We start from the raw sequence: 16,348 nt of genomic DNA, 5'->3' as shown, positions 1-16,348 counted from the left end.
GTGCTATGATGTCTAAAAACTTACAGAATGAACCCAATCAATTTGGAATTATTACGATTGATCAAGTGACCATTCTTATCTTTTGCTGCCATGATTTTGAAGAAACTCGCTACTTGGACATGGCGAGAAACGCAACAGTGTATGCAGTGCTCGTAAGAGACACTGACTTTACAAACGTACACGCCATTTGAATGAAAATCACAGAAAATATCAAAAGGTTTCAGGAATGACCAGCATTTCCGAAACCTTTTGGCGTTTAGCTTATTTTAATGGGCCACCAAGTTTTGTGATGGCTTCAGATACGTTTGAAAATTTCTTGAAGTTGTCATTGAATAGACCAGCAAGTTCAGTAGCTTTTTTATCATAAGCCGCTTTATCAGCCCAAGCATCACGTGGGTTAAGCACTTCTGTTGGTACACCTTCAACAGCTGTTGGAATGTGTAAGCCGAATACAGCGTCTTGAATTGTTTCTACGTTGTTTAATTTTCCATCGATTGCAGCACGTACCATTGTACGAGTGTAAGAAAGCTTCATACGACTACCAGTACCGTATTCGCCACCAGTCCAACCAGTATTTACTAAGAATACTTGTGCACCGTGCTCATCGATTTTTTGACCTAGCATTTCAGCGTAAACAGTTGCTGGAAGTGGTAGGAATGGAGACCCAAAACATGTAGAGAATACTGGTTCTGGCTCTGTTACACCACGTTCTGTACCAGCAAGTTTTGAAGTGAAACCGCTTAGGAAGTGATACATTGCTTGTTCTTTTGTTAATTTACTGATTGGAGGTAATACTCCAAATGCATCAGCTGTTAAGAAGACGATTGTTTTTGGATGACCTGCAACAGACGGATCAACAATATTTTCGATGTATTGGATTGGATAAGCAACACGAGTATTTTCTGTTAAAGAACCGTCATCATAATTACATACGCGAGTCTCAGGATCAACTGCTACGTTTTCTAAAACGGAGCCGAAGCGAATTGCATTGTAGATTTCTGGCTCTTTTTCAGCAGAAAGGTTGATTGTTTTTGCATAGCAACCGCCTTCGATGTTGAATACGCCGTTATCAGACCAACCATGTTCATCGTCACCGATTAATTTGCGGTCAGCATCAGCTGATAATGTTGTTTTACCAGTGCCAGATAAGCCAAAGAATAATGCTACATCGCCAGCTTCACCAACGTTTGCTGAACAGTGCATTGACAGGATACCTTGTTCTGGTAATAAGTAGTTCATAATACCGAAAATAGATTTTTTCATTTCTCCAGCATACTCAGTACCACCGATAAGGATGATTTTCTTTTCTAGAGAGACTATGATGAAAGTTTCAGAAGCTGTACCATCGACTGCAGGATCTGCTTTGAAGTTAGGAGCTGAAATAACTGTGAAGTCAGCAACATGAGAAGCTAATTCTTCTTTTGTTGGACGGATAAATAATTGATGACCGAAAAGATTGTGCCAAGCGTATTCATTAATTACTTGGATGCCTAGTTGAGAGTCTTTGTCAGCACCAGCAAATCCTTTGAATACGAATAATTCGTCACGTTCTTTTAAATATTTGATTACTTTTACATATAAGTTGTCAAATACTTCAGACGAAATGGGTTGGTTTACTTTTCCCCAATCAATTTTATCTTGTGTATCTGCTTCTTCTACCATATATTTATCTTTAGGTGAACGACCAGTGTATTTACCAGTTTCCGCACGCACTGCGCCATCTACTGTTAACATTGCTTCACCACGAGATGTAGCTTTTTCAACTAATTGTGGTACTGAAAGTTGAACGTTAATGTTCCCGCCGCTTAATAATTCCTTCAGTTCGTTTGAAATTTCTACTGAATTCATCGATTAAATACCATCCTTTTTTATAGTATTCCCTTGTGTTTGAGGGAGTTTTTCTTAATTTCAAAAATAGTATAACACATTCGCTTAAATAATCTATACTAATTCAGAAATTATTTTTGCGATTTTATTACTTTTCAATAAAACGACATAAAACGATTGACAACGATTGACCTTTTACGTAAGATGAGAAATTGAACGGATACTCTTATCCCGAGCTGGTGGAGGGTCAGGCCCTGTGAAACCCGGCAACCTGCATGAACGATTTCACGACATGCGTTGGTGCCAACCTGATGCAAGGGGACAGCCCTTGAACGATAAGAGTGAAAGGTTACGAAGTCATTATTCCTTTCCTCATGTAAAGTACACGTGAGAAAAGGATTTTTTTATTGATAAAAATGAATATAAAGGTAAGTATGTGCACTTCTTTCCTTATTATAATGACGGATCTTTCGAAATCCTCGTGTTAAAAGCAGCAACGGCTTGGAGTTCAATCCTTTAGGAGCGAACTTGACATGGGTAATGAGTACCGTATTAATTTCGCAAATACTATTTGTAAGAGTAATAGGAGGAAAACCAAATGACAAACCGTCGACTGTTTACATCAGAGAGTGTAACAGAAGGACATCCAGATAAAATTTGTGATCAAATTTCGGATGCCATTTTAGATGCCATTTTAGCAGAAGATCCAAATGCACGTGTAGCGTGTGAAACAACTGTAACAACAGGCTTAGTACTAGTAGCAGGAGAAATTACTACTTCTACTTATGTAGATATTAAAGGTATTGTCCGCGATACAGTCGCTGAGATCGGCTATACACGTGGGAAATATGGTTTTGATGCTGAAAACTTAGCTGTTCTAGTAGCAATTGGTGAGCAGTCACCTGATATAGCGTTAGGTGTTGACCAAGCATTAGAAGCACGTGAAGGTTCTATGACAGATGCAGACATCGAAGCGATTGGAGCAGGTGACCAAGGCTTAATGTTTGGTTACGCATGTAACGAAACGCCTGAACTTATGCCATTACCTATTAGTTTAGCGCATAAATTGTCTCGTCGTTTAACAGAAGTTCGTAAATCAGGTGAACTAGCATATTTACGTCCTGATGGTAAAACACAAGTGACGATTGAATATGATGAAAATAATGTTCCAGTTCGTGTAGATACCATTGTTATTTCAACGCAGCATGATGAAGAAGCGACACTTGAACAAATTCAAGCTGATTTAAAAGCATTAGTAATTGCGCCAGTGGTTCCAAGTGAATTACTAGATGCCAATACAAAATATTTTATCAACCCAACAGGACGCTTCGTAATTGGTGGACCAAAAGGTGATGCAGGTCTTACTGGTCGTAAAATCATCGTTGATACATACGGTGGCTACGCGCGACATGGAGGTGGCGCATTTTCTGGTAAAGACGCTACAAAAGTGGACCGTTCAGCAGCATATGCTGCACGTTACGTTGCAAAAAATATTGTTGCAGCCGGCTTAGCAGAGCGTGTTGAAGTACAGCTTGCCTATGCTATTGGTGTAGCACAGCCAGTATCCATCGCAGTGGACACGTTCGGTACGGGGAAAGTAAAAGAAAGCGAAATCGTTAAATGGGTACGTGAGTTATTTGATTTACGTCCAGCTGGTATCATTAAAATGCTTGACTTACGTCGCCCAATTTACAAACAAACAGCAGCCTACGGTCACTTTGGTCGAACAGATTTAAACGTGCCTTGGGAAAACACAGATAAGGCTGGCGCATTAAAAGAAAAAGCTAGTCTATAAGTCGCTTTTCAAAAATGCCTAGTTATGTTTTCATAAAGATACACTTTCGTTACATGAAAGGGGACTAAGAATATTCTTAGACCCTTTCTTTTTCATTAGAAGTCATTTTTGCAAGGATTTGTAATACTGTCCTTTTTCTGCGTATTCTCGCACGATGCGTTCCATATCTTCTATATCTTCGGCGTTTAATTCACGTACAACTTTTGCCGGACGTCCTAATGCTAAGCTATTAGGAGGAATGACTTTACCTGGAGGTACAAGACTACCTGCACCAATAAAAGCACCCTCTCCGATTTCTGCTCCATCTAAAATAATTGAGCCCATCCCAATCAAGGCGTTTTTTCGAATCGTACAGCTATGTAAAGTGACTTGGTGCCCAACTGTTACTTCATCTTCGATAATCAAAGGATATTTTGGACTTTGATGTAAGCAACAAAGGTCTTGAATACTTACACGTTTACCAATAATTGTAGGAGATACATCACCTCGAATAACAGTATTAAACCAAATTGTCGTTTCAGCACCTATTGTAACGTCGCCCGTAATGGTCGCATAGTCGGCAATAAAAACAGATGGATCGATTATTGGTGTTTTATCTTTAAATGGATAGATCATAGAAATCGCCTCTTTTCTTTCTTTGATGTAATATTATCGTATCAAATACGCAACTTATTGGAAATATAAAATTAAAATGTGCAAAATACTTAGTTATAATCATTGTGTAACTATTTTTTAGGAGGACTATGTGAATGTGGAAATGGGAAGCTGATGGACATGCGAAAGCTGTGATTGCTATTCTTCATGGTGCTTATGAAAATCATCGCTGGTATGCATGGCTTATTGAAAAACTTAGAATGGAAGGCTTCCACGTAGTCATGGGGGATTTACCAAATCATGGAACAAAATCAAAGCAATCACGAGTCCATGATGAAGACTTTAAAGAATATAATAAATATACAAGAAATGTAATTGAAAATGCTTTTTCATATAATTTACCAGTATTTTTAATAGGGCATGGATTAGGTGCGACATTAGTATTACATACAATGTACAAAAGAAAATACGAATGCGCAGGCATTATTTTAACTTCACCATGGCTGAATTTGAAGCTATTGCCTGGAAAACTGCCAAATGCTTTAACAAGTCTAAGTGCTTTAACGGCAAATGTCAAAATGACACACGATATTACATTTGATAAATTGACCCGTAATGTTGAAGGTAGAAATGAGATGAAAGATGATTTTCCGTTTAAATCAGTCGTATCGGTTAAATGGTATCGTGAGCTACAACAAATGATGCGTAATTTGGTCATGATGTCTAAGGCGGAATTTCCGAATATGCCCATGCTTATAATGACTGGAGAAAAGGATGGCATTACTGAAACGAGACAGACGCGTAACTGGTTACATCAGCAGGAATTCACCGAATTTCAATTTAAAGAATGGGACAAATGCTATCATAATTTATTTCACGAGGTAGAACGTGAAGAGATATTTGTCTATATACGCGATTTTGTTAATAATGCTCTTCGTAGAATTGGTTATATAATTGAATAGATGAGTTCCCTCTAAAAAGAGTAATGGTTCTTTAGACTATAGTTACTTGAATATAATGTTGTAATTTTCTGAAAAGTGTAATACTATAATGTCTAAATGAAAGGACATTCAAAATTTGGGGGGATTTAATGGAAGCAATTGTTGGAAAACTCAATGATATTCTATGGGGACCATGGTTTATTTATGGTATTTTGTTAATCGGACTATTTTTCTCAATTATTACGCGGTTCCTACAAGTTCGTCACATTAAAGATATGTTTGTCTTAATGTTTAAAGGAGAAAAGTCTGATAAAGGGATATCATCTTTCCAGGCAATGTCAATTGCATTATCAGGTCGTGTAGGTACAGGTAATATTGCCGGTACTGCTACGGCAATCGGGATGGGGGGACCTGGAGCAGTATTTTGGATGTGGGCAATTGCTTTCATCGGTGCTGCCACTGCATATGTTGAGTCGACATTGGCTCAGATTTATAAAGAAGAGAAAGAAACGGAATATCGTGGAGGGCCAGCCTTTTATATTGAAAAAGGAATGGGCCAAAAATGGTTTGCCATTATTTTTGCGATTGCTGCATTAATCGCAATGTTAATATTAATGCCAGGTGTGCAATCAAATGCGATTGCTGGTGCTGTTGAAAACGCATTTGGCATAGAAACATGGATTACTGGACTTATTATCGTTGTGTTATTAGGTGCAATTATTATCGGTGGTGTTAAATCGATTGCAAATGCTGCGCAAGTAATAGTACCATTTATGGCGTTAGCTTATATTATTATGGCCATCATCATTATTGTTATGAATATTTCAGAAGTGCCTACTGTATTTGCATTAATTTTCTCAAGTGCTTTTGGTGCTCAGGAAGTCTTTGGTGGAATTATTGGCTCAGCTATTGCTTGGGGCGTTAAACGTGGTATTTATTCAAATGAAGCTGGTCAGGGGACTGGAGCGCATCCAGCAGCTGCAGCAGAAGTTTCACACCCTGCTAAACAAGGTATCGTGCAAGCGGCTTCTGTGTACATTGATACATTACTAATTTGTTCGGCTACTGCATTTATGATTTTATTTACTGGTATGTATAATGTACAAGATGAAAAGGCTGCTGAAGGTACTGATCCGTATATTCATATTGGTGAATTCAATCAAAATGGTCTATCTGGAGAAGAACAAATGACGTTTGCGAAAAGTATTAAAGAAGGTGCTGCATATACACAATACGCGGTTGAATCCTCACTACCAGGTTTTGGAGCACCGTTCGTAGCGATTGCTTTATTCTTCTTTGCATTTACGACAATTATGGCTTATTACTATATTGCAGAAACAAATGTGGCCTACTTATTCAAGGGGAAAACTGAAAAGATTTTTATTTGGTTAGCTAAACTTGCGATTTTAGTAGCAGCTTTCTATGGTACTGTTCGTACATCCGATCTTGCGTGGGCTATGGGGGATGTTGGTTTAGGTTTAATGGTGTGGGTTAACGTTATTGCCATTTTAATCATTATGAAACCTGCTATTGTCGCATTAAAAGATTATGAGAAACAGAAAAAAGAAGGAAAAGACCCTGTCTTCGATCCTCGTAAACTAGGTATAAAAGGTGCAGATTTCTGGATAGACTACAATGAAAAACGTAAAAATAAATAATAAAAACGAGGCTGGGACATAAATAGTTTCAGTCACGTAAAAAATCGAGATTGCATGAAGCAATCTCGATTTTTGCGTTTGATTTTGACAATATGTAGTGGAGGATTATCCTCGTACCGCATATTTTCTTATATTTACGGCCATTAATGCAAGGCCGATTTCGTTCTCAACTTTCGATTTTCCACGGACAGAAAATCGTGTGAAACCTTAATTAGCTTTCAAGAATCCGAAAACCGGCTCCACGTCAACTTTGCGATGACGGTAAATCATGACCAATCATAGAAGCCTTCACAGTACCTTATCGATTCCACTTTCTTATACACGATCTCTTGGACCCAACATACTAAACTGATTCATATAAGGGCATGAAGTTAGCCGGTTTTATATACGGACTCATAAATGGTCCCAGAGGCTGGTCGGCTTTTCTTCACTTCTACTATAAAAAAATAGTAGCACAAACCATGGCCTTGGTTTGTACTACTAATGTTAGTATGTTTTTTATTCGGCAGGTAGCTCTTTCATTTTTTCTATTGCAATGATAAAGGGTGGATCATTTTGTTGGTTTAGAAATTCGTATTTTAACACATGTACATATTTTTGCGGTAAATGACTGACGTAATCCATAACGGCATTGCGTTCTTCCTTGCCACCAGGATGACCATGGTAAACGACAAGGACGATAAGACCGCCAATTTTAAGTAGTTGAAGTAAATCTGTAAGCGCTAAGATTGTTGTATTAGGTTTTGTAATGATGTCGTGATCACTGCCAGGTAAATAGCCAAGATTAAAAATAGCGGCGGCAACTGGTTTTTGAACATGTTTTGCTACGTGTTCATGTCCAGTGTGTAAAACAAGGGCGCGGTGTTCTAACGCATTGTCTAGAAGCCGATGGAGTGTTGCATCGACAGCGCTTTTTTGCACATCAAAGGCAAATACTTGTCCGTCATCACCTACGAGTTGCGCTAAAAATAAAGTATCATGTCCGTTACCAGCAGTTGCGTCCACAACAGTATCACCATCTTCAATAGCTTCTGTTAATAGCTGCTGGGCATATTGTAAAACACGTTGTAGCTTCATTTTGTAACCTCAGCCTTAAAAAACTTTCCTTGCCAGCTTCCACGTCTCTCTAGCTCTGCATCAATGCCATTTAATACTTCCCATTTATTAACACTCCACATTGGTCCAATCATTAAATCAATCGGTCCATCACCTGTTATGCGATGTATCACCATGTTTGGTGGCAAAAGTTCTAACTGATCTGCTACTAGCTTCGTATAAACATCCTGATCTAAAAATTCTAGCATTCCTTTTTCATATTGTTTCACCATCGGCGTACCCTTTAATAAATGCAGTAAATGAATTTTAATGCCTTGGACATCGAGCTTTGCCACTTCACGAGCGGTCTCCATCATCATGTCATAGTCCTCAAGAGGAAGTCCGTTAATAATATGGGAGCAAACACGAATACCATATTTACGAAGCTTTTCTACACCCTCTACATATGTGGCATAATCATGGGCGCGGTTAATAAGGTTTGCTGTTTTTTCGTGCACAGTTTGAAGGCCAAGTTCAATCCATAAATACGTACGTTCGTTTAGCTCTGCTAAATATTCAACCACATCATCTGGCAGGCAGTCTGGGCGTGTCGCAATCGATAGCCCAACTACGCCTTCTTGTGCTAATGCAGCTTCAAATTTCTCTTTTAATACAGGAAGGGGGGCATGGGTATTTGTGTAGGCTTGGAAGTAAGCCATGTACTGACCATCCTTCCATTTTTGATGCATTTTGTCTCGAATTTCAGCAAATTGTACATCGATTGGATCCACTTTGTTTCCTGCAAAGTCACCTGAACCTGCAGCACTACAAAATGTACAGCCACCAAATGCTACTGTGCCGTCACGGTTTGGACAGTCAAAACCTGCATCAAGCGCTACTTTAAAAACTTTGTGGCCAAACTGATCACGTAAATAGCGATTCCATGTATAGTATCTTTTCCCCTCAGAAGGAAAAGGAAAGTTTGTTTCTGTCATGTATTTCACTCCTCTAACAGTATATTTTATCACGTGTGCACGTTTCCGTCATGAAGTAATGATTGTATCCCGTACTAACGGTTGCTAAGACTGTTTTAAAATGAAGCAAACCCCCAATGATGAAGTTTCACTTTATGAAGGCGAGGTAAATTTATTTTCCTTGTACAATTTCATTTTTCAGCATAAACTAACTATTTAGAGTAGCGAAATAATGGAGGTCATGATATGCCAAAAAGGGTTTGGTTTTTAATTATCGGGATGCTTGTGAACACAACGGGCAACTCTTTTTTATGGCCTTTAAATGCCATATATATGCATGATTATTTAGGAAAGTCTCTTGCCATGGCTGGCTTTGTTTTGATGTTGAATTCAGCTGCTGGTGTGTTAGGCAATCTACTAGGCGGTTACTTATTTGATAGAATAGGTGGCTATAAGTCAATTATGTTAGGCATTGTGTTGACGATTATTTCCCTAATTGGTCTAACCATTTGGCATGGATGGCCGCATTATGTGTGGTTCTTAACGATTCTTGGTTTTAGCGGTGGTATTGTATTTCCGGGGATGTTCGCATTAGCAGGAGCGGCTTGGCCCGAGGGAGGTCGTAAGGCGTTTAATTCAATCTACTTAGCACAAAATTTAGGTGTGGCAGTAGGTCCTGCCCTCGCAGGTATTGTCGCTGATTATAGATTTGACTATGTGTTTATGGTGAATTTAGGGATGTATATTTTGTTCTTCTTTATAGCATTAGTAACTTTTAAAGGGTTAGATGCGAGAAGCATTGCTCCTAAAAATGTAGTGAGTGAAAGTAAGCGAATAACAAATAAAGCACCATTCTACGCATTATTAATACTTAGTTCATCATCCGTGTTATGTTGGCTTGCCTACTCTCAATGGAGTGCGACGATTTCTTCATATACACAGGATCTAGGTCTTGGTTTAAAGCAATATAGTTTACTTTGGACAATTAATGGCTTACTAATTGTTATTGGGCAACCTTTAATCGCGCCACTGGTAAAACGTTGGGAAGATAAGTTAAAAACACAACTAGTATTTGGGGTTATCCTTATCGCAATTTCTTTTGGAATTATTGCATTTGCCAGTGACTTTAAAATGTTTGCTGCGGCAATGGTTGTATTAACATTCGGTGAAATGTTCTATACACCAGCCTTACCGACTATTGCTAACCAGCTTGCACCAAAAGGGCGACAAGGCTTCTATCAGGGAATTATGAATAGTGCAGCAACTGGCGGTCGTATGATTGGACCTTTATTCGGTGGCATTATGGTTGATCAGTTCGGCATGATTGCACTCGTATCAATATTAGTCTTCATTGTTTTAATTGCCATTATTCCATGCCTCTTGTATGATCGTCCGTTAAAAAGAGATAATTTGATAATAGATTAATAAATACAGAAAATGGATTTAAAACGAATGAAAAATGTGCTGAAGCAGATTTTTTGTTCGTTTTTTTTATTTTGTAGTTGAAATTGATTGGGTTAAAGATTACAATCATACATATTCAAATATTTGAATATGTAAACGTAAAAAGCCTAGTCGCAAAGTACAGTCATAATGGGGGGATCTACGTGGAAGAAGGCTTACAACAATTTAAAGCTGATTTCTTTAAAGCTTTAGCACATCCATTACGCATAAGAATTCTTGAATTATTGGTTGATGGTAAGAAAAGTGTGAATGAGATTCAAAGCTGTCTTGAGAAAGAAGGCTCAGCCGTTTCCCAGCAGCTGAGTGTCTTACGGTCGAAGAATATTGTATATGGCATGAAAGAGGGCAAAAAAGTTTACTATTCTTTGAGTGATCCAATGATTATTGAATTACTAGACGTTGCAAAGAAAATTTTTAACAATCATTTAATCAATACAATTTCAAGATTAGAAGAAATGACCGTCAGTGAAAATAACGATGACATTAAATAAGAGATGTATATCTATTTTCGACTTAGAAAGTATCCTGAAATTAAAGTAAAGGTATATCTTGCTAACTTGATTCGATGAAATTTATTATTTCGAAGGGAAGATTTACTATGAAGTCACTGTTTACAGGGCGACTTGAAGGATATTCTGTTAGTCTTTTTAAAAAAGATTTACTGTCAGGTATTATTGTCGGTATTGTTGCCATACCTCTGGCGATGTCGTTTGCTATTGCCTCTGGTGTAAAGCCGGAGTATGGAATTTATACGGCATGTATTGCAGGGATACTCATATCGATATTTGGTGGTTCGAAATATCAAATAGGTGGACCTACAGGCGCTTTTGTCCCTATTCTTTTAGGGATTGTTCTGACCTATGGCTATGAAAATCTATTAATAGCTGGATTGATGGCCGGTGTCATATTATGTTTAATGGGGATTTTTAAGTTAGGCTCGCTAATAAAATATATTCCGCGTCCTGTAACAATAGGGTTCACTGCTGGCATTGCAGTAATTATCTTTACAGGTCAAATTGCAAATTTTTTAGGACTCACGGGTATTGAACGGCACGAATATTTTATAGCTAACATTAAAGAACTTGTCATACATCTGGGCACTACGAATTTTAATAGTATTTTAGTAGCCATCATTTGTCTCTTGATAATTCTCGTAACACCAAAGATTTTACCAAAGGTACCAGGAGCTTTGGCTGGAATTGTTGTTTCTACAGTTATCGCAACGTTTTTTTTCTCAGGTCAAGTTGCCACAATTGCCACAGCTTATGGTCAAATACCGAATACCTTACCGAATTTTTCAATTCCTGAAATTACATTTGAGCGTATTCAATTATTAATAGGCCCAGCATTTGTCATTGCCATGCTCGGGGGGATTGAATCACTATTATCAGCAGTAGTAGCGGACGGTATGACAAATAGCAAACATAATAGCAATCGGGAGCTCGTTGGACAAGGGATTGCTAATATTGTGACGCCTTTGTTTGGAGGTATTCCTGCAACTGGCGCAATTGCTCGTACAGCTACCAATATTAAAACGGGTGCAGCATCACCAGTGTCGGGTATTATTCACGGTGTGTTTGTATTAGTGACTTTATTGTTATTAGCCCCTTATGCCTCGCATATTCCATTGGCAAGTATGGCACCTGTTTTAATGGTTGTTGCTTGGAATATGAGTGAACAAAAACATTTTGCACATATTGTAAAACTGAAATCGGGCGACTCACTTGTCCTAATCATTACATTCTTACTAACTGTTTTTACGAGTTTGACACTAGCAGTTGAAGTGGGTCTTGTTTTGGCAGTCGTATTATTTGCAAAACGTATGAGCGAGAAGCTTGTTGTATCAAAGGTTTTACCCGATCATTCGACATCGAGTGGCAAGGTGCAACCAAATGTTGTTAATGAACAACATGATTGTCCGCAAATTAGTATATATACAATTGAAGGTCCATTATTTTTTGGAGCCGCTCAAACTTTTGAGCAAACGATTTCACATGACATTCATGGTCAGCCAAAAGTTTTAATCTTACGTATGAGTAAAGTGCCCTTTATGGATTCTACAGGTGAATCATATTTTAGCAATATAGTGGAAAGTTTCACAAAGCAAGGTGGCACTGTTTTAGTCACGGGTGTGCAAGAGGAATTGAAAGTGGCACTTCAGCGAAATGGCCTGTATGAAAAAATTGGTGAAGAAAATTTCTATCCACATACAGGGGTAGCCATTAACCAAGCCCTATGTTATTTGGATGAAAATAAATGTATAGGGTGCAAGCATTTTGCATTTCGTGAATGTGCTGAGAAGTGCCTGGCACGCACATAATTCTGACAATTTACTACAATTCAAAAAGCTCCGTATGATGGAAATCCTCGTACGGAGCTTTTTATGTTCAGTGCAACAATTGCTCGATTTGTTCTTTCTCACAATACTGGCAATAGGACTGTGAGCTTTGAGGCAAATAGGTTCTTAGTAAGGTTGTATCAAGAAATGAGTAGGGTGACGGTTTATTGTGCTTATAGTGGTGATAGGAACTGTATGGATAGTACTCCATTTTTTCAACAATGGGTGTCTTTGTTGTGATGGGATTGCGATGGATGTAGCGACTTACGGTGAGCAAGCCTATAGGAGAGGGAACAAGCTCTGCGAAATATCGCCGTTCGTAAAGCTGACCTGTATATTGATATTTTTTATTGAAGTAATCACTGTATCGACGATTGATGATAGCCATCACTTTTCCTAGTGGCACTTCAGGTGAACGAATAAGTAAATGATAGTGGTTAGTCATAATGCAATAAGCGACGATGCTAAATGGATATTTTTGATGGGCATATTGCAGTACACGAAAAAACGCTTGGTAATCAGCAGCGTTGTTAAAAATAGTTTGGCGATTGTTGCCACGCATCACTACATGATTGTAATGATGTGGTGACCACTGACGTTTTTTTCTAGCCATAAGACCTTCCCTTCTAAGTATTTTTCTTTAGCATAAAAATGATTACAAAGCGCGTCAAATATGCAGATATCTTTAGATAAGTAATATTTTCATTTTGATGACCGAAAAACATTGTTAATTTGTGAAATCCCTATGAAAAATGCCCTGGAAAAATTTTTTTGCTAATTGTGTGTAAATTGTGTGCGTGCCAGGCACCAAAAAGGCACTTGTGCTTTTCAGAACTTTCCATTAGAATAAATGCAATACATGTAAAGACAGTGATGAGGAATAGTAAATTTGTTTTTCTTTTTAGAGAGCTAGCGGTTGGTGGAAGCTAGCAAGAAAGAAAATTGAACTCGCCTGCTGAGTCTGCTCGCGTGAAATCCACGTGCGCCGTTCCTTCCGCGTTAAGGAAGCTTGAGCCGAGTGTGATCACTAATTTGGGTGGTACCGCGGGAGATAAAGAACTCTCTCGTCCCTTTCTAACAAAGGAAGGGGCGAGTTTTTTTATTTTTTAAATATTTTGTCAATTCTAACAGTAAGTAAACAATGCACATATATAAGGAGGAATTTACGTGACTTTTATTCATCAACAAGTCGAAAAAAAATGGCAGCAATATTGGGCTGACAACAAAACATTTAAAACAGAAAATGAAACGGTTAAACCGAAATTTTATGCATTAGACATGTTCCCATATCCATCTGGCGCAGGTCTTCATGTAGGGCATCCAGAAGGTTATACAGCAACAGATATCCTATCACGTTTCAAGCGTATGCAAGGCTATAATGTTCTACACCCTATGGGCTGGGATGCATTTGGATTGCCAGCAGAACAATATGCACTAGATACAGGAAATGACCCAGCTGAATTTACTGCAAAAAATATTGCTACATTCAAGCGTCAAATCCAAGAATTAGGCTTTAGCTATGACTGGGATCGAGAAATTAACACAACGGATCCTGAATACTACAAATGGACACAATGGATTTTCATTCAACTTTACAAAAAAGGTTTAGCGTATATAGATGAAGTAGCTGTAAACTGGTGCCCAGCATTAGGCACAGTACTTGCAAACGAAGAAGTCATTGATGGGAAATCAGAGCGCGGTGGTCATCCAGTAGAACGTCGTCCAATGAAGCAATGGATGCTAAAAATTACTGCTTATGCAGACCGCTTAATCGATGACTTAGAAGAAGTAGACTGGCCAGAATCAATTAAAGATATGCAACGCAACTGGATTGGTCGTTCAGAAGGGGCAGAAGTAACATTTGACATCGATGGGACAGACAAAAACTTTACAGTCTTCACAACTCGTCCAGACACATTATTCGGTGCCACTTACGCAGTACTTGCACCAGAACATAAATTAGTAGCACAAATTACAACTGCTGACCAAAAAGAAGCGGTCGAAGCATATCTAGATAAAGTAAAATTAAAATCTGACCTTGAACGTACAGATTTAGCGAAAGAAAAAACAGGTGTTTTCACTGGCGCTTATGCAGTAAACCCAGTAAACGGTCATAAAATGCCAATTTGGATTGCAGACTATGTACTTGCTACTTACGGTACAGGTGCAATTATGGCGGTTCCTGCACATGATGAGCGTGACTATGAATTTGCCAAAGAATTTGGTTTAGACATCAAAGCAGTGCTTGAAGGTGGAGACGTCGAAAATGAAGCATTCACTGGCGACGGTAAGCATATTAACTCTGGTTTCCTAGATGGTCTTGATAAAGTTGAGGCCATTGCCAAAGCAATCGAATGGTTAGAGGAAAAAGGTGTGGGTGAGAAGAAAATTTCTTATCGTCTGCGTGATTGGTTATTCTCTCGTCAGCGTTATTGGGGTGAGCCAATTCCAATGATTCATTGGGAAGATGGTACAACGACGCCAGTACCAGAATGTGAATTACCATTAGTGCTACCGAAAACGGAAAATATTCGTCCTTCTGGTACAGGTGAATCACCACTGGCCAATATTTCAGATTGGGTCAATGTTGTAGATCCTGAAACAGGTAAGAAGGGGCGTCGTGAAACGAATACAATGCCACAATGGGCAGGTTCAAGTTGGTATTTCCTTCGCTATATCGATCCGAACAATACAGAAGCAATTGCAGACCCAGAGTTACTAAAGCGCTGGTTACCAGTTGATATTTATGTTGGTGGAGCGGAACATGCGGTACTGCATTTACTATACGCACGCTTCTGGCATAAAGTTCTATACGATTTAGGTGTGGTACACACGAAAGAACCATTCCAAAAGTTATTCAACCAAGGAATGATTCTTGGTGAAGGTAACGAAAAAATGTCTAAATCAAAAGGCAATGTTGTGAATCCAGATGAAATCATTGCTTCTCACGGCGCAGATACATTACGTCTTTATGAAATGTTTATGGGTCCTCTAGAGGCTTCTGTTGCGTGGTCGACGAATGGATTAGATGGTGCTCGTCGTTTCTTAGACCGCATTTGGCGTCTATTTGTGAATGAAGAACAAGGAACATTAGCCGCAAAGGTTCAAGTTTCTGATGATAAGTCGCTTGAAAAGTCATACCACCAAACTGTGAAAAAAGTGACAGAGGATTACGAAGGTATGCGCTTTAATACAGCTATCTCACAAATGATGGTATACATTAATGATTGCTATAAAGCAGATGTAGTGCCAATGGCTTACGTTGAAGGCTTTGTGAAGTTGCTTGCACCAATCGTTCCTCACGTTGCAGAAGAATTATGGCAATTGCTTGGACACGAAGGGTCAATTTCGTACGAAGAATGGCCAGCATACGACGAATCAAAATTAGTGGATGACGAAGTAGAAGTAGCTGTGCAAGTAGCAGGTAAAGTGCGTGCGAAAATTATTGTATCAAAAGATGCTTCGAAAGAAGAGATTGAAAAAGTAGCACTAGCAGACGACAAAGTACAAGAATATATGGCAGGCAAAAACTTAGTAAAAGTAATTGTTATTCCAGGTAAGCTTGTGAACATCGTAGTAAAATAAAGAATTTATGGAGATCCGAGTAATATGCTTATGATAAGCGTATTATTCGGTTTTTTTTCTTTGTCAGTGTAATTAATAGATAAGCTTACATATGTAATATTTTTTTTCATTGTAATTCAACAATTCCTGAGTAATCT

Annotated in this window: 12 protein-coding genes, 1 pseudogene, 1 riboswitch and 1 other annotated feature; of the genes and pseudogenes, 7 read left to right on the top strand and 6 right to left on the bottom strand. The window is 38.5% G+C overall.

The annotated features are described in order from the left end of the window. Positions 1 to 261 precede the first annotated feature (261 nt). On the bottom strand, positions 262 to 1,848 hold the full coding sequence (gene pckA / locus H131_RS16470) for a phosphoenolpyruvate carboxykinase (ATP) (protein ID WP_010860271.1): 1,587 nt from the start codon (positions 1,846 to 1,848) through the stop codon (positions 262 to 264). 202 nt (positions 1,849 to 2,050) lie between these two features. Beyond that, positions 2,051 to 2,169: riboswitch (SAM riboswitch) on the top strand. 256 nt (positions 2,170 to 2,425) lie between these two features. Here pckA and metK point away from each other — a divergent pair. Further along, on the top strand, positions 2,426 to 3,622 hold the full coding sequence (metK, locus tag H131_RS16465) for a methionine adenosyltransferase (protein WP_010860270.1): 1,197 nt from the start codon (positions 2,426 to 2,428) through the stop codon (positions 3,620 to 3,622). 102 nt (positions 3,623 to 3,724) lie between these two features. Here metK and H131_RS16460 read toward each other — a convergent pair whose 3' ends face one another. Beyond that, the gene (locus H131_RS16460) at positions 3,725 to 4,237 is read right to left on the bottom strand and encodes a gamma carbonic anhydrase (protein WP_010860269.1); all 513 of its coding nucleotides are present in this window, start codon (positions 4,235 to 4,237) and stop codon (positions 3,725 to 3,727) included. 134 nt (positions 4,238 to 4,371) lie between these two features. Between H131_RS16460 and H131_RS16455 the strand changes: the two genes are divergently transcribed. Beyond that, on the top strand, positions 4,372 to 5,178 hold the full coding sequence (locus H131_RS16455; protein ID WP_010860268.1) for an alpha/beta hydrolase: 807 nt from the start codon (positions 4,372 to 4,374) through the stop codon (positions 5,176 to 5,178). Between the two features lie 128 nt (positions 5,179 to 5,306). Further along, complete coding sequence (locus H131_RS16450; RefSeq protein WP_036130715.1) at positions 5,307 to 6,815, top strand: alanine/glycine:cation symporter family protein; 1,509 nt, start codon at positions 5,307 to 5,309, stop codon at positions 6,813 to 6,815. Positions 6,816 to 6,920: 105 nt separating this feature from the next. On the opposite strand, the pseudogene H131_RS24600 reads toward H131_RS16450, so the two are convergent. From H131_RS24600 to mnmL, 3 genes and pseudogenes are all read right to left on the bottom strand, one after another. Further along, positions 6,921 to 7,082 (bottom strand): annotated as a pseudogene (locus H131_RS24600) (transposase); the annotation flags it as partial. A 231-nt stretch (positions 7,083 to 7,313) separates the two neighbouring features. After that, entirely contained in the window at positions 7,314 to 7,892 is a 579-nt protein-coding gene (mnmM, locus tag H131_RS16445) for a tRNA 5-(aminomethyl)-2-thiouridylate-methyltransferase MnmM (protein ID WP_010860266.1), read from the bottom strand. Then, a complete protein-coding gene (gene mnmL / locus H131_RS16440) occupies positions 7,889 to 8,845 on the bottom strand; it encodes a tRNA modification radical SAM protein MnmL/YtqA (protein WP_010860265.1) in 957 nt (318 codons plus the stop codon). The genes mnmM and mnmL overlap by 4 nt, the downstream gene beginning before the upstream one ends. A 225-nt stretch (positions 8,846 to 9,070) precedes the next feature. Between mnmL and H131_RS16435 the strand changes: the two genes are divergently transcribed. From H131_RS16435 to H131_RS16425, 3 genes are all read left to right on the top strand, one after another. Further along, complete coding sequence (locus H131_RS16435) at positions 9,071 to 10,249, top strand: MDR family MFS transporter (RefSeq protein WP_036130712.1); 1,179 nt, start codon at positions 9,071 to 9,073, stop codon at positions 10,247 to 10,249. 182 nt (positions 10,250 to 10,431) lie between these two features. Further along, positions 10,432 to 10,779 (top strand): ArsR/SmtB family transcription factor, encoded by a 348-nt coding sequence (locus tag H131_RS16430; protein ID WP_010860263.1) that lies wholly within the window; start codon positions 10,432 to 10,434, stop codon positions 10,777 to 10,779. A 107-nt stretch (positions 10,780 to 10,886) separates the two neighbouring features. Beyond that, positions 10,887 to 12,608: a SulP family inorganic anion transporter gene (locus tag H131_RS16425; protein ID WP_010860262.1), complete on the top strand. Its 1,722-nt coding sequence runs from the start codon at positions 10,887 to 10,889 to the stop codon at positions 12,606 to 12,608. Positions 12,609 to 12,675: 67 nt separating this feature from the next. Here H131_RS16425 and H131_RS23885 read toward each other — a convergent pair whose 3' ends face one another. After that, positions 12,676 to 13,239: a transposase gene (locus H131_RS23885; RefSeq protein WP_010860261.1), complete on the bottom strand. Its 564-nt coding sequence runs from the start codon at positions 13,237 to 13,239 to the stop codon at positions 12,676 to 12,678. 248 nt (positions 13,240 to 13,487) lie between these two features. Further along, positions 13,488 to 13,701: a binding site (T-box leader), on the top strand. A gap of 92 nt (positions 13,702 to 13,793) precedes the next feature. Between H131_RS23885 and leuS the strand changes: the two genes are divergently transcribed. Further along, entirely contained in the window at positions 13,794 to 16,211 is a 2,418-nt protein-coding gene (leuS, locus tag H131_RS16420; protein ID WP_010860260.1) for a leucine--tRNA ligase, read from the top strand. Positions 16,212 to 16,348: the final 137 nt, after the last annotated feature.

This window comes from Lysinibacillus sphaericus OT4b.31 (assembly GCF_000392615.1).
Lineage (GTDB): Bacteria > Bacillota > Bacilli > Bacillales_A > Planococcaceae > Lysinibacillus > Lysinibacillus sphaericus_B.
Note: the sequence above shows the minus strand (reverse complement) of the source record. Positions and strands in the feature narration are given on the sequence as shown.

Excerpts from the sequence above, each read along its gene's own strand:
- pckA (WP_010860271.1), bottom strand. The coding sequence starts at position 1,848 with ATGAATTCAGTAGAAATTTCAAACGAACTGAAGGAATTATTAAGCGGC.
- H131_RS16435 (WP_036130712.1), top strand. The coding sequence starts at position 9,071 with ATGCCAAAAAGGGTTTGGTTTTTAATTATCGGGATGCTTGTGAACACA.
- mnmM (WP_010860266.1), bottom strand. The coding sequence starts at position 7,892 with ATGAAGCTACAACGTGTTTTACAATATGCCCAGCAGCTATTAACAGAA.
- metK (WP_010860270.1), top strand. The coding sequence starts at position 2,426 with ATGACAAACCGTCGACTGTTTACATCAGAGAGTGTAACAGAAGGACAT.
- H131_RS16425 (WP_010860262.1), top strand. The coding sequence starts at position 10,887 with ATGAAGTCACTGTTTACAGGGCGACTTGAAGGATATTCTGTTAGTCTT.
- mnmL (WP_010860265.1), bottom strand. The coding sequence starts at position 8,845 with ATGACAGAAACAAACTTTCCTTTTCCTTCTGAGGGGAAAAGATACTAT.
- H131_RS16450 (WP_036130715.1), top strand. The coding sequence starts at position 5,307 with ATGGAAGCAATTGTTGGAAAACTCAATGATATTCTATGGGGACCATGG.
- H131_RS16455 (WP_010860268.1), top strand. The coding sequence starts at position 4,372 with ATGTGGAAATGGGAAGCTGATGGACATGCGAAAGCTGTGATTGCTATT.
- H131_RS23885 (WP_010860261.1), bottom strand. The coding sequence starts at position 13,239 with ATGGCTAGAAAAAAACGTCAGTGGTCACCACATCATTACAATCATGTA.
- H131_RS16460 (WP_010860269.1), bottom strand. The coding sequence starts at position 4,237 with ATGATCTATCCATTTAAAGATAAAACACCAATAATCGATCCATCTGTT.